Source organism: Alkalidesulfovibrio alkalitolerans DSM 16529 (genome assembly GCF_000422245.1).
Lineage (GTDB): Bacteria > Desulfobacterota > Desulfovibrionia > Desulfovibrionales > Desulfovibrionaceae > Alkalidesulfovibrio > Alkalidesulfovibrio alkalitolerans.
Genome location: NZ_ATHI01000032.1, coordinates 15,807 through 29,462, shown reverse-complemented (window position 1 = coordinate 29,462; position 13,656 = coordinate 15,807). Strand labels below are relative to the sequence as shown.

Here is a 13,656-nt window from a genome sequence, read left to right as displayed (position 1 = left end):
CCTAGATGCTCAGCTTGGCGGGAGCGTTCCTGCGCTCGGTCATGACGTCGAACAGAACGCGCGAGACGAAAATAGCCGTGAACATGGAGGCGAGGATGCCCAAGGTCAGGGTCACGGCAAAGCCGCGCACGGGGCCGGTGCCGAACTCATACAGCACCAAAGCGGCGATGACCGTGGTGATGTTGGCGTCGAGAATGGTCATGGTCGCCCGCTGGTAGCCCTCGTCGATGGCTGCCCGGGGCGTCAAGCCGTTTCGCAGGTCTTCCCGAATGCGCTCGAAAATGAGCACGTTGGCGTCCACGGCCATACCGATGGTCAAAATGATGCCCGCGATGCCCGGAAGGGTCAGTGTGGCCCCGAAGGCGGCAAGACCGGCCATGATGAGCACGATGTTCAGCATCAACACGACGTTGGCGATGACGCCCGCCATGCCGTAGTAAACGACCATGAAGACGACGACCAGGCCGAAGCCGATGAGTGCCGCGTTGACGCCCGCGTCGATGGATTCCTGCCCCAGGGAGGGGCCGACCGTGCGCTGCTCGAGCACGGTGACCGGGGCGGGCAACGCGCCCGCGCGCAGCACAAGAGCCAAGTCGTGGGCTTGGTTGACGGTGAAGGAACCGGTGATCTGGGCTCGACCGCCAGCGATCCTGTCCTGGATGACCGGGGCGGAATAAACAGACCCATCGAGCACGATGGCCAGCTTGCGGCCGACGTTCTCGCCCGTGATCCGCTCGAAGAGACGCGCGCCGCGGGTATCGAAGGTCATGGACACGTACGGCTGGTTCCAGGTGTCGAAGGCCGTGCCCGCGTCCACTATGTACTCGCCTGTCAGGGCGGCTTCGGAATGGACCACCACGGGACGTTCGAGGAAGGAGCCGTCGGGGTTGGTCACCCGCATGGTCATGAGTTCGCGGCCCGGGGGAAGCATGCCGCCAGAGGCGCGTTCGATATCTACGTTGTCGTCGACGAGGCGAAATTCGAGATGCGCGGTCTGGCCGATGATGGCGATGGCGCGCTCGGGCTCGTCGAGACCGGGCAACTGCACCTGGATGCGGCCGCCCGACTGCTTGCGGATGTCAGGTTCGGCCACGCCGAACTGATCGATGCGGTTGCGAATGGTGGTCACGGCCTGTTCGACGGTCATTTCGGCTAGGTAGTCTCGATATTCGGGCGTGAAGGCGAGGAGGTACTCGACGCGATCGTCCGCAGTGCGAGCGCGGTTTTGCACGACGAGATTCCTGAACGACTTGCTTAGAAGGGCGTCCATCTCCCCTTGCTGGTCGGCCCGAAGCAGGGTGAACGCCAAGCGTTGGCCCGGACGAGTGGAGGGCCGGAGCAGCGCGATCTTCTCATCCCGAGCGATGTCTCTGATCTCGTTGCCGAATTGGGCCAACTGGTTGGTCAACGCGGTGTCCACGTCGGCCTCTAACGTCAAGTGGATACCACCCTTAAGGTCCAATCCCAGATTAATCTGTTTCTCGGGAAGCATGGAGCCGAGAGCGGAGTCGCGAACGGAAGGGAATGAGGGCAGCATATACGCCAGCCCGAGCAACGTGACCACGAGGATAAGGCCGATACGCAGGCCCAATCGCAATTTCATGTCCGCTCCTTTGGTGCGAAGTGGAAGCCGTGTAGCAGCAGGCAATAGCAAAGGCAAGCGCCGGGAGGGGTCCCGGCGCTCGCTCACTGAGCTTCCACGCGAAATGGGCTATTTCTTGCCCTTGATCTCGCCGATGTCGGCCGGACCGGAAACGAAGTTGCGGTTGATCTTGATGGTCAACCCTTCGCCGATTTCGACCGAAAGGACATCGCCGTCGGTCTCTGTAATCCGGCCGTAGATGCCACCTCCGGTGAGCACATAGTCGCCCTTCTTCAGGCTGGCGAGAAACTCGCGGTGCATCTTTGCCTTTTTCTGCTGTGGACGAATAAGCAGAAAATAAAAGATGGCGAACATGAGAATGAGGGGCATGAAGGACATGAGGGCTCCACCCCCTCCTTCCGCTCCTCCGGCCGGAGCGCCCATGGCGTACGCGATGCTGTCGAAAAACATGTGAGGCTCCTCGTTCGGGTTAGCAGGGACAATACATGTTGCCGTAAGGCCTGTGCGAGAACGGACTCACCTTGTGGAAACGCTCGGCCAGGATGGGTTCGACGCCGACGTCGAACTCACGCGCGAAGGCCGCGACGTTGCACTTGATGATTTCCATGTCCGCGTCCTCGCAGGGCACGCACTTGAGCTTGGGCCCGAGCTGCTCCTCGGGAACCTCCCCGCGCACGTAGATCACGCCGCCGTGCATGCCCGTTCCCAGGGAACGGCCGCAGATGGGTGCATACGTCTTGTCGGAGAACATGCCAAGCAAAATGATGGCCCCGCCGGCCATGTACTCGCCGAGAAAGTCCCCGGCCTTGCCGCCGATGACGATGACGGGCTGCTTCTCCATGTAGGCTTTCATGTGAATGCCCACCCGGTAGCCCACGTCGTTGCGCACGAAAATATGTCCGCCGCGCATTCCGTAGCCGAGCACGTCTCCGGCCAAGCCGTTCACGACTACATACCCATCGTCCATAGTGTTGCCAAGCCCATCCTGGGCGTTGCCCTCCACACGGATGCGTGGGCCGCGCATGAAGGCGCCCATGTCTTGCCCCGGTGTTCCGTGGATCGTGAAGGAAAGGTCCCCGGCCAGACCGGTGGCGATATAACGCTGCCCCTTGATCCCGGTCAGGGTGAAACTCGTAACACCCTCGGTCACGGCCGCGCGGATGCGTTCGTTGAGCTCCCTGTAGTACACGCCCATGGCGTCAATGGTGAGCGACTTGCCTGCCATCACTTGCCCTCCATTTCCACGATGACGGGTTCACCTGCCTTGGGCGCCCATATCTTATCGAGCGTGCCGCAAACTTCGCGGATGGCGCTCTCCTCGCTGGACATGTAGACGCGGCTGCCCTCCTCGGCCACCACCAGCGGCCTAAGCTTGACGCGGTCGTTGAGTCCGAAAAGGCCGTTCTTGTTGCCGACCAGGATGGCGAAGGGGCCGTTGAGGCAGGCCGAGCCGTAGACCATGCGCAGCCCGGTGAAGAGCTTCTTCTCGCGTTCGTCCAGACGCTCGATCTCGTCCCAGAAGGGAGGCGCGAAGACCCAGGCCGCCATGCGCTTGGACAGGCCATGCTTGCGGATCAAGAGATCGATCAGGTAGGCCACGACTTCGGTGTCCGTCATCAGCGTGCAGACGTAGCCGTGCTCTTCGAGATAGCGCTTGTTGATGCCGTAAGACGATATTTCGCCGTTGTGGACGATGGACCAGTCGAGCAGCGTGAACGGATGCGCGCCGCCCCACCAGCCGGGCGTGTTGGTGGGGAAGCGGTTGTGGCCGGTCCAAAGATGCCCGGAATACTCGTCGAGACGGTAGAACTCGGCGATGTCCTCGGGAAAGCCCACGCCTTTGAACGCTCCCATGTTCTTGCCGCTGGAGAAGATGAAGGCCTTGTCCTCGACGTTTTGCGCCGCGCCGAGCGTGGTGTTCACGTACATGACCACCTTGACGACGTAGTCCTCCTCTTCCAGTTCACGCCACTGCGGGCGGTCGTTCCTGGGTTCGAGGAAATAGCGCCAGACCTTGGGCGGCATGGACACGTTGGCCTTGAGGTTGGTGGGGATGGGCTCGGCCGCCTTGACATTGAAGTGCGACTTGAGGATAGCCTCGACCTCGGCCAGCCGCTCGTCCCGATAGCCCATGACGTGGAAGGCGTAGTAGTCGGCCATTTCGGGGTAGATGCCGTAGGCGGCGAAACCACCGCCGAGGCCGTTGCCACGGTCGTGCATGCTGGCCATTCCGGCGATGGCCACCGAGCCGGGGATGCGCACGCCCTTCGTGTCGATGACGCCGAAAACGCCGCAGCCGGAGATGTCCTTCTCGTAATCGAAGCTGTGTCGGCGGACAGTGTTCAAGATGCTCTCCTTGGGAAAAGGGATCGGTCGGCGACCGCCCTGCTCTACTCGTCGATCTCGATGACCAGGGCCGCGTTGGGGCAGACCTCGACGCAGGCGGGGGAACCCCGCTCCTTGCACAGGTCGCACTTGTAGATCTTGCCCACGTCCGGGCGGCGGCCGATGGAACCGAATGGACAGGCCATGATGCACGACCAGCAGCCGACGCAGCGATCCTCGAAATAATCGACCCGGCCCGTGTCGTGGTCCTTGGCCAAGGCGCCGGAGATGCAGGCCCGCACGCACTTGGGTTCCTCGCAGTGCTGACAGGACAAGGCCACGGCGTTTGGTCCGCGGTGAAAGACCGTCTTGCACGGGGTCAGCCCCTCGGCGCGCTCCTGGGTCCAGGCGATGATCAGGTCCTTGGAGCGGCTATGCGCGGTCAGGCAGGCCATCTCGCACAGATGGCAGCCGATGCAGTGTTCCTTGACGGGCTTGACGCGCATCTCGGCTACCTCCCGGCGTGCTTGAGGCCCAGAATGTCGAGCTCCACCTGGTTCAGGCCCACGGCGCGCAACTTGTCGCGGTTACCGCGCAGGCTCTCGATGGAGTTGAGCCCCATGGCGCCGAGCATCTCCTGGATCTCGTGCCCCCAGGCCCTGACCAAATTGGCCAGCTTGCGGGCCGCGATGTCCGGGTTCTGGCGCTTGGCTAGGTTGGGATCGTTGGTGGCGATGCCCCAGGGACACTTGCCGGTGTAGCAACGGCCGCACATGGTGCAGCCCACGGCCATGAGGGCGGCCGTGCCGATGTACACGGCGTCCGCGCCCAGCGCGATGGCCTTGACCACGTCGGCCGAGCAGCGCACCCCGCCCGAGACCACGATGGAAGCCCGGTTGCGGATGCCCTCCTCGCGCAGGCGCTGGTCCACGGAGGCCAGGGCCAGTTCGATGGGGATGCCCACGTAGTCACGGAACATGACCGGAGCCGCGCCCGTGCCGCCGCGCATGCCGTCGATGCACACGATGTCCGCGCCCGCGCGCACGATGCCCGAGGCGATGGCCGGGGCGTGATGCACGGCCGCGATCTTCACGGCCACGGGCTTGGTGTAGGCGGTGGCTTCCTTGAGGGCGTAGATGAGCTGCAGGAGGTCTTCGATGGAATAGATGTCGTGGTGCGGCGCGGGCGAGATGGCATCGGAGCCCAGCGGCACCATGCGGGTCTGCGAGACGCGCTCGTCGATCTTCTCGCCGGGAAGATGGCCGCCGATGCCGGGCTTGGCGCCCTGACCGATCTTGATCTCGATGCCGCAGCCCGCGTTCAGGTAGTCGCGATGAACGCCGAACCGCCCCGAGGCCACCTGCACGATGGTGTTCTTGCCGTACTGATAGAGGTCCTTGTGCAGTCCGCCCTCGCCCGTGTTCCAGGCGATGCCGAGCTCGGTGGCCGCGCGGGCCATACCCACGTGCAGGTTGAAGTTGATTGCGCCAAGGCTCATGGCCGCAAACATGAGAGGATAGTTCAACTCGATCTGCGGGGCGATCGTCGTCTTCAGCGAGGGGCCCTCAGGCGTGTCCTCGAGTTCGATCCGCTCGGGCTTGGCGCCAAGGAAGGTCTTGAGCTCCATGGGTTCGCGCAGGGGATCGATGGAAGGGTTGGTCACCTGGCTCGCATCGAGGAGCATGTTATCGAAATAGATGGGGATGTCCGTGACGCAGCCCATGCCGCCCAAGAGCACGCCGCCAGTCTCAGCCTGACGGTAGATGTTCTTGATGAAGTGCGGCTTCCACAGGTGGTGTTCGCGGAATTCCGAGGGCTTACGACGGATGGTCAGACACTGGGTCGGGCACAGCGCGGCGCAGCGATGGCAGCCGACGCATTTTGTGTTGTCGTGGACGACCTTCTGGCGGTTCTCGTCGAAAGTGTGCACACCATACGAGCATTGGCGCACGCAGACCTGGCAATCGATGCAGGCCTCGCGGTCGCGGTCCACGTGGAACTCGTGAAAGGTCTTGGTGATGGGTGTGAATGCCAAGGCGGACCACCTCGCGTGAGGGTTTGGGTCATCCCCGCATGCGCCGGGCGATTGCTCCAGGCCACGACGCCGGTCGAGAAATGAGGGACGAACATTGTAAAACTTCCTTGCGTGGCGTCAAGGAAAAGTCCGTCGTAAAAACCACACTCACGCACGGCTGTCAAGAACTGATAAGTCAAGTAAATCAAGGATTCGCGGCGATTTTCACAGAATGTCGATAACATTTTTGTGAACGTTTACAATTTTGTACACCAGAACCCCTTAATATCATTCAATTTTGCAGGGCGAACGGCGAACGGCATTCGCGATAGGGGGCGAAGCCCTCCCAAAACGCTTCCCGAAGGCCCGGAAAATCGACACGCCGCCCTCCTGATATGCGTCTGGTCACAACGCAATCCACAGGGCCGAAACGCTTGCTCGCCTGATTGCCCAAAAATGACATCTCGGCGAAGGGCGAGACGAGCACGCGGGGCCACATGCCCTTCCCTTCGAGAATTGCTTGGCGCTGCATCGCGATCAGTAGCCCGAGCCGGGATGGATCGTTGTCGTCATGGGGATAGACGATGGCGAAGCCTTCCCGCACCAATGCTTCCTGGGCCGTGCCCCCTTCAGGGAGGATGACGTGGGCCAGAATGCGGCCGTGGCGGTCGCGTCCGGAACCGTCCGACACGAGTTCCACTTCCTTGCCGAAAACCAGCGCGCGCAGCCTTTCACGGGCCTGCGCGGCGTAGTGTTCGTCCGGCCTGCCGTCGCGGCCGATCTCGGGCGCGTCGATGGCCGCGAGGCGCACCGTACGGCCGTCCGTGGTCGTGAAGGTATCGCCGTCGATGATGAACCGCGCCCGGACGGTTTCGGGCCCGGCCGCACCGGACGGGATAGGGAGGACGAGGCACAGCGCCAGCCAGAAAAACGCAAAAAGGCGGCACATGGCCGCCTTTTGCATGAACGTTCGGGAATTGAATCCGTTGCGCATCAGCTTTCGTAGTAGGACTTGAGAACCTGGCTGCGCACGGGGTGGCGCAGCTTGCGCAGGGCCTTGGCCTCGATCTGGCGGATGCGCTCGCGGGTGACGTTGAAGAGTTTGCCCACTTCCTCGAGGGTGTGGTCGGACTTCTCGCCGATGCCGAAACGCTTGCGCAGCACCTGCTCCTCGCGCGGAGTGAGGTCGGCCAGCACCCGGGCGATCTGCTCGCCGAGCTTGGTGTTGACCACTTCCTCGGCCGGCGCCACGGCCTTCTTGTCCTCGATGAAATCGCCCAGGGAGGAGTCTTCCTCGTCGCCGATGGGCGTCTCAAGGGAGATGGGCTCCTTGGCGATCTTGAGCACCTTCTTGACCTTTTCCAGGGGGTAGTCCATGCGCTCCGCGATCTCCTCGGGCGTGGGATCGCGGCCCAATTCCTGGACCAGGTAGCGCGAGGTGCGGATGAGCTTGTTGATGGTCTCGATCATGTGCACGGGAATGCGGATGGTGCGGGCCTGGTCCGCAATGGCGCGGGTGATGGCCTGCCTGATCCACCAAGTGGCGTAGGTCGAGAACTTGTAGCCGCGCTGGTATTCGAACTTGTCCACGGCCTTCATCAGGCCGATGTTGCCTTCCTGGATCAGGTCCAGGAACTGCAAGCCGCGGTTGGTGTACTTTTTGGCGATGGATACGACCAAACGCAAGTTGGCCCGGATGAGTTCCTGCTTGGCGCGCATGGCCACGTCGTTGCCGCGCTTAATGCGCCACAAGACCTCTTCGAGGTCCGAAACGTTGTGGCAGCACTTTTCCTGCAGGCGTATCAGGATTTCCATTTTTCCGGCCAGCATCTCCTTGTAGGAGAAAAACTCCTCCACGGTAAGCCCCAGGGCGTCGGCAGCCTTGACCGGATTCATCTCGCGGGCGTCCACGGCCCGGAAGAGTTCCTGGATTTCCGCCTGGGTCTTGCCGGTGGACATGATGTAGGCGGCCAGATCGCGCTGACAGTTGTGCATCTGGCGCACGTAGTCCCCCACCGTCTCGATGATGCGATCGATGAGGGTCTTCTCCAGCTTGATGTCCCGCAGCTTGAGCACGATGTCGTCCTTGAACCCGACGATCTCCTGTTGCACGGCGGCCACGCGGCGCGAGAGAGTGGCGCAGGAATCGAGCTTCTGGAAAACCTTGCGCTTCTTCTTGAAGGAGTTTCTAATCTCTTCGAGAAGATGGATGACGCGCTGGCGTTGGTTCATCTCGTCTTCGGAGGGGTCGTCTTCCTCGATGGTCTTGACCACGTCCTTGAGCTTGATGCGGCCGTTCTTCAGATCCTGGCCCACCTGGACCAGTTCCTCCACGGCGATGGGCACCTCGACCAGGGCGTAGAGCACGTCCATCTCGCCGGATTCGATCTTCTTGGCGATGACCACCTCGCCTTCGCGGTCGAGCAGCGGCACCGCGCCCATCTCGCGCAGGTACATGCGCACGGGGTCTGTGCTGCGCGCGGCGTAGTCGGCTGAGTCCTCGGTCTCCTCCATGTCGATGATGGAGGCCGCGTCACAGATCTCGTCCTCGCCCAGGTCCACGGCGCCCATGGTGTCCTTTTTCGTGGCCTCCTTCTCGGAGTCCACGATGGCGATGTCGAGCTGATCGAAGATCGTGATGATCTCCTCGATCTGCTCGGGACTGTTGATTTCGGCAGGCAGGGCGTTGCCAAGCTCCTCGAAGGTCAGGAATCCCTTCTTCTTGCCTTGGGCGATGAGCCCCTGGATCTGCTGAATGTCCTTAAGATTGTTCATTAAGCCTCCCGCACATGTCTGTCATGGCGTCGTTGAGCGCCGTGGTCAGCCTGAGCACTTCCTCGTGATCGTTGCGCCGCGCAGCTTCGCGCAGCGCCTCCTGAAGGTGGCGACGCCGACGGCCGCAGATGACGGCCGCAAGTCCCCGCGTCATTTCTTCCCAGGCCTTGGCGAAAGCCTCGCCCTTGTGTTGGGGCAAGCCGCTCTTTTCCCCGAAAAACCGCTTTTCGTCCTCGTCGAGGAGATGAAGGAGCGTATCGTAGCCACCTTCCCCATTATCGCGGATTTTCTCCCAAAAAGAGCGTCCCCAGTCGGATTCGAGAACCAAGTCATATTCGTTATCGCGAAATTCCCGCCAACATTCGGGATGCAGCACCACGAACGCCAGAAGCTGCCTGTCGGCGGCGCTGCTCTCGGCACCCACGCCCCCATGGCGCGCGCCGAAACCATGGCTTCGGGACGCGTTTCCCGCTGCGTCCGCTGCATCCGCCGCGCCCGCTTTCCCACCGCCCTTGACCATGGTCATGAAGCCCCGCCGCAGCGTCGCCTCGTCGAGGCCGAGCCCTTCGGCCACGCGCGGCAGGTACCAGGCCAGCCAATCGCGCTCGCGCAGGCCGCTCAAAAAGGCGCGCGCCCACTCCATGACCTCGCGCGCCGAACCGGTAGCGCGCACCTCGGTCAGACAGAAATCGAGCCCGTCCCTGGCCTCGTCCAGGCAGGCGGCGAACCCCTCGCGGCCGCGGGCCTTGAGCAAGTCGTCCACGTCCTGCCCGTCGGGCAGAAGCACCACCGAACAGGCCAATCCCTGGCCGAGGATCATCTCCGCGCTCTTCAACGCAGCCTTGCGGCCCGGCGCGTCGCCGTCGAAAACCAGATCCACCCGCTTGCAGAACCCCGCCAGCCGCCTGACCTGTTCTGGCGTCAGCGCCGTGCCGAGCACGCCCACCGCATCGGCGAAGCCGAACTGGTGCAGCGAGAGCACGTCCATGTAGCCTTCGGTGAGCAGCGCCCGGCGCGAGCGAGCCATGCTGGGCCGCGCCTGGAACAGGCCGTACAGGTGCTCGCCCTTCTTGTAGATGGGCGAATCGGAGCTGTTCAGATACTTGGCGGATTCGGTGTCCTTGGGGTCCACTACCCGGCCGCCGAAGGCGATCACCTTGCCCGCGAGATCCTGGATGGGAAAGATCAGCCGACCGCGAAAACGGTCATAGACACGGCCTGCATCGTTCTTCGAATACAGACCGGCGGCCACTCCGTCGGCCTCGGAAAAGCCCTTGGCCGAAAGGTGGCTCTTCAGCGCCTCCCACTCGTTCAGGGACGCGCCAAGGCCGAAGCGCTCCACTACCTCGGGCGTGGCCGAACGCCGGGAAAGATAGTCGCGCACGGTCCTGCCCGAGGCGCGGTTGAGCGTGGACCGGAAATAGTCCTGGGCCACGCGGTGCATCTCAATGCAGACGTTCTTGAGCTTTCGCCTCTCGTCCGCCTTGGGGTCCGGCGCCAGGGCCTTCAGACGCACTCCCGCCTCGGCGGCCAGCGCCTCGACGGCGTCACGAAACTCAAGGCCGTTGATGCGGCCGTAGAAGTCGATCACATCGCCGGTAGCTTGGCAGCCAAAGCAATAGTAAAACCCGAGATCCTGATTCACGGAAAAGGATCCCTTGGTTTCCTGATGGAAGGGGCACGGCCCCATCCATCTGCCTCCGGCGGCTGGACGAAGCTCGACATAGCGCCTGACAACCTCCACGAGGTCGAGACGCGACTTGAGCTCCTGGATGACTCCGGAATCGTAGCCCATGCCTTTCTGCCGCCTTCCGCCGTCGCGGTGGGCAATACCTAAGTCCTCGCCGCCGCTTGACAAGGGGTCAGGAGAACTCGATGATCGTTTTTCCGTCGCCGCCCTCCTCCTCGGAGGCAAGCGCGAACCGGGCCACGGCAGGAAAACCCTTCAGGAACATGTGCACCTCGCGCCTGAGCGCGCCGCTTCCCTTGCCGTGAATGACATCCGCACGCAACGCGCCGCGAAGCAGCGCCTGATCGCAAAACCGGGCCAGGGAGGCCAGGGCCTCCTCGGCCCGTAGCCCGCGAAGATCCAGGGCAAGCTGTTCGCCCGCCTCGGCGCGCACCAGAACCTTCGATTGCTTGACGGACTCTCGCGGGGCGGTCGAACGGGCGCAATCGCCGATCTCCACCCAGAGCGAAACGCCGCCGATGTCCAGCTTGACCTGACGACGTTTAATATCGATGGCCTGAACCACGCCCGACTTATCCCATGGCAGATAACGCACCTGCTCTCCGATGGCAAGGTTGTCCAGGGACAGGACGTCCTCGGGAGGACGCTCGGACGCCGCGGGCTTTTGCAGGCTTTCGCGGGCCTTCGCCAGGTCGGCCAGGGCCTTCTTGCGTTCGATCTTACCCTCGCGCCAGGCGCGCACGATCTCCTGCGAGGCCGCCTGGAGCCGTTCCAGCACCTTGGCGCTCTCCGCCTTGTATCGCTCTTCCAAACGCTTGCGCTTCTCGTCGAGCTTGCGCTGCTCGCGCTTGAGGGAGTCGAGTTCGCGTTCGCGCTCCACGGCCAACTCGTTCAGGCGGTTGAGTACCTTGGATGAATCGCCGCCATCCAAAAGCAGGTTCTGCTCGGCCCGCGTCAGTATCTCGGCGGGCAAACCGTGCTCGCGCGCCACGTCCAAGGCGATGGAGGCCCCGACCTGATCGTAGGCCAGCTTGAAAAGCGGCTTCTTGGTCGCCGGATCGAAGAGCACGGAGGCGGAGCGCACGCGCGGATTGGTCAGGCCGTAGGCCTTGAGTCCGGGAAAGTGCGTGGCGCAGGCGCAGATCGCACCGCGCTCCATGATGGAGTCCACCACGGCCTGGGCCAGGGCCGCTCCCTGCGCCGGGTCGGTGCCTGCGCCGAATTCGTCGAGGATGACCAGGGTGTCCGCGTCCACCTCGGGCCAGGCGCGCGCGAGCGATTTGATCTGGGCGGTGAAAGTGGAGAGGTGCTCCTCGAGGCTCTGCTCGTCGCCGAGAAAGGCAAAAATCCTTTGGAAACACGGTAGGCTGGAGCCTTCGACGGCAGGCACGGGCAATCCCGAGAGGGCCATGAGCGAACACAGGCCGAGCGTTTTCAGGCAGACGGTCTTGCCGCCAGCGTTACCGCCGCTGACGATCAGGGCCAACTGGTCGTCGAGCAGGGAGATATCCTGGGACGCGGTCTTTTCGCCCGCCAGGACGAGCAGCGGATGACGCGCCTCCATGAGCTTAAGCGGTCGTCCCTCGGCGGGCAGGAGCGGCACGCCGTCGAGCGCGCGGCACAAAGCCACCTTGGCCAGCAGAAAATCGACCTCGGCCAGGAGCCCGGCCGTGGCCTTGAGCGCCTCGATGTCCTGGCGCGCATACGAGGTGAGCAACGCGAGAACCTTTCGCTCTTCTTCGCGTTCCTCCTGCTTCAGTTCCTGCAGGCGGTTGTTCACGTCCACCAGAAACAGCGGCTCGAAGTAGCAGGTCTCGCCGGTCTGGGAATAGTCGTGGATGATGCCTGGAAAACGGTTCTTAAAACTGGTCTTGAGCGGCACCACGAAGCGATCGGAGGAGATGGTCATGTAGTCCTCCTGAAGATAGGGCGCAAGCCCCTCCTTCTGGAGGAAATCCTTGACCCGCTTGGTGCAGGTCTGATTGATCGAGCGAATCTCCGCGCGCACGGAAAAAAGCTCGGGAGAGCTTTCATCCCTGAGCCGGCCGTCAGTGTCCAGGCAGCGCTTTATGCCTGCCGCGAGCGTTTCCGGAAAAGCCGCCCCGGCCACGAGACCGTGCAGACGCTCCCAAGGGCGACGAGCGTACTCCGCCAGCGCCTGACGGAGACTCCTGGCTGCGGCGAGCACGTCACGCACGGCGGCCAGGGCATCGAGATCGAGCACCGCAAGGGGCGAACCCAGATAGGCGAAGAGCCCCCCAAGGTCGGGAGACGCTGGCAGCGTATAGCCCGACTCGCCCTGCCAGGCCAGGGCCTGGACCAGAAGGTCGTGGGCTTCCTCCCGTGCCTGGGCCCCCGGCAACGGCCCGGCGGCAAGGCAAAGGCCGCGACCGGCTTCGGTCACGGCAAAATCCGCCAGCGCGGACAAAATCTTGGGAAATTCCAGAAGCTGGAAGGTGCGGCGTTCCATGGGGGACAATGCGGCCCAAGGCCGCGATCAGGACAACCGGGCGCGCACGGCGGCGCTGGCCTTGGCGCCGTCGAAACGTCCCTTGTGCGCCGCCATGAGAGCCTTCATGACCGCGCCCATGTCCTTCATGGAGGACGCCTGGACTTCGGCCACGGCCGCCTCGATGGCGGCGGCCAGTTCCTCGTCCGACATCTGGGCGGGCAGGTAGGCCTCCAGGATGATCAGTTCCTCGCGCTCGCGCGACGACAGATCCATCCTGCCAGCGGCATCGAACTGCTCGATGGATTCCTTGCGCTGCTTGGCCTGGCGGCCGACGATCTCGATGACGTCGCCGTCGGTCAGCTCGCGCAACAGTTCCACCTGCCGGTTCTTAAGGGCCGCCTTGAGCATTCTCAAGGCGGCCACCTTGACTTCTTCCTTGGCCTTGTAGGCCTTGATGTAGTCGGATTCGATGGTCTTTTGCAGGCTCATGACAGGTCCACCATCAGGACATGTTCATCTTGCGCATTTTCTTGAGCAGGCGCTTGCGTGCGGCGGCCTTCTTCTTCTTGCGCTGCACGCTGGGCTTTTCGTAGTGCTGGCGCTTCTTGAGCTCGGACAGCACGCCGGCCTTTTCGATCTGCTTCTTGAAACGGCGCAGCGAAATATCGAAATTGTCGCTGTCGTCGAGAATGACTCCGGGCAAAGGAATCACCTCCTCTTCGTAATATGCTCCCCGAAAGGAAGTGGTTTGCATACCCCACCCCCTTCCACAAGGCAAGCGATTTCCCGAAAAACGG

Annotated in this window: 12 protein-coding genes; all 12 read right to left on the bottom strand. The window is 62.9% G+C overall.

Going from position 1 to position 13,656, the window contains the following annotated elements; all coding sequences use genetic code 11:
• Position 1: 1 nt before the first annotated feature.
• Positions 2 to 1,603, bottom strand: a complete 1,602-nt coding sequence (secD, locus tag DSAT_RS14015) for a protein translocase subunit SecD (protein ID WP_020888192.1) — start codon at positions 1,601 to 1,603, stop codon at positions 2 to 4.
• Positions 1,604 to 1,711: 108 nt separating this feature from the next.
• Complete coding sequence (gene yajC / locus DSAT_RS14010) at positions 1,712 to 2,053, bottom strand: preprotein translocase subunit YajC (protein WP_020888191.1); 342 nt, start codon at positions 2,051 to 2,053, stop codon at positions 1,712 to 1,714.
• A 19-nt stretch (positions 2,054 to 2,072) separates the two neighbouring features.
• Positions 2,073 to 2,828: a GltB/FmdC/FwdC-like GXGXG domain-containing protein gene (locus DSAT_RS14005; protein ID WP_020888190.1), complete on the bottom strand. Its 756-nt coding sequence runs from the start codon at positions 2,826 to 2,828 to the stop codon at positions 2,073 to 2,075.
• Complete coding sequence (locus DSAT_RS14000) at positions 2,828 to 3,949, bottom strand: class II glutamine amidotransferase (RefSeq protein WP_020888189.1); 1,122 nt, start codon at positions 3,947 to 3,949, stop codon at positions 2,828 to 2,830. Before DSAT_RS14000 ends, DSAT_RS14005 begins: the two co-directional genes overlap by 1 nt.
• A gap of 44 nt (positions 3,950 to 3,993) precedes the next feature.
• Positions 3,994 to 4,434, bottom strand: coding sequence for a 4Fe-4S dicluster domain-containing protein (locus DSAT_RS13995; protein ID WP_020888188.1), 441 nt, complete (start codon positions 4,432 to 4,434; stop codon positions 3,994 to 3,996).
• A gap of 5 nt (positions 4,435 to 4,439) precedes the next feature.
• Entirely contained in the window at positions 4,440 to 5,963 is a 1,524-nt protein-coding gene (locus DSAT_RS13990; RefSeq protein ID WP_020888187.1) for a glutamate synthase-related protein, read from the bottom strand.
• A 271-nt stretch (positions 5,964 to 6,234) separates the two neighbouring features.
• Positions 6,235 to 6,936: a thermonuclease family protein gene (locus tag DSAT_RS13985; protein ID WP_020888186.1), complete on the bottom strand. Its 702-nt coding sequence runs from the start codon at positions 6,934 to 6,936 to the stop codon at positions 6,235 to 6,237.
• On the bottom strand, positions 6,936 to 8,717 hold the full coding sequence (gene rpoD / locus DSAT_RS13980; protein ID WP_020888185.1) for an RNA polymerase sigma factor RpoD: 1,782 nt from the start codon (positions 8,715 to 8,717) through the stop codon (positions 6,936 to 6,938). Before rpoD ends, DSAT_RS13985 begins: the two co-directional genes overlap by 1 nt.
• Positions 8,704 to 10,512 (bottom strand): DNA primase, encoded by a 1,809-nt coding sequence (gene dnaG / locus DSAT_RS13975; protein ID WP_020888184.1) that lies wholly within the window; start codon positions 10,510 to 10,512, stop codon positions 8,704 to 8,706. Before dnaG ends, rpoD begins: the two co-directional genes overlap by 14 nt.
• Before the next feature lie 67 nt (positions 10,513 to 10,579).
• Positions 10,580 to 12,877: an endonuclease MutS2 gene (locus DSAT_RS13970; RefSeq protein ID WP_020888183.1), complete on the bottom strand. Its 2,298-nt coding sequence runs from the start codon at positions 12,875 to 12,877 to the stop codon at positions 10,580 to 10,582.
• A 27-nt stretch (positions 12,878 to 12,904) separates the two neighbouring features.
• A complete protein-coding gene (locus DSAT_RS13965; protein ID WP_020888182.1) occupies positions 12,905 to 13,348 on the bottom strand; it encodes a GatB/YqeY domain-containing protein in 444 nt (147 codons plus the stop codon).
• Positions 13,349 to 13,361: 13 nt separating this feature from the next.
• Entirely contained in the window at positions 13,362 to 13,562 is a 201-nt protein-coding gene (gene rpsU / locus DSAT_RS13960) for a 30S ribosomal protein S21 (protein ID WP_040371396.1), read from the bottom strand.
• Between the last annotated feature and the right edge of the window lie 94 nt (positions 13,563 to 13,656).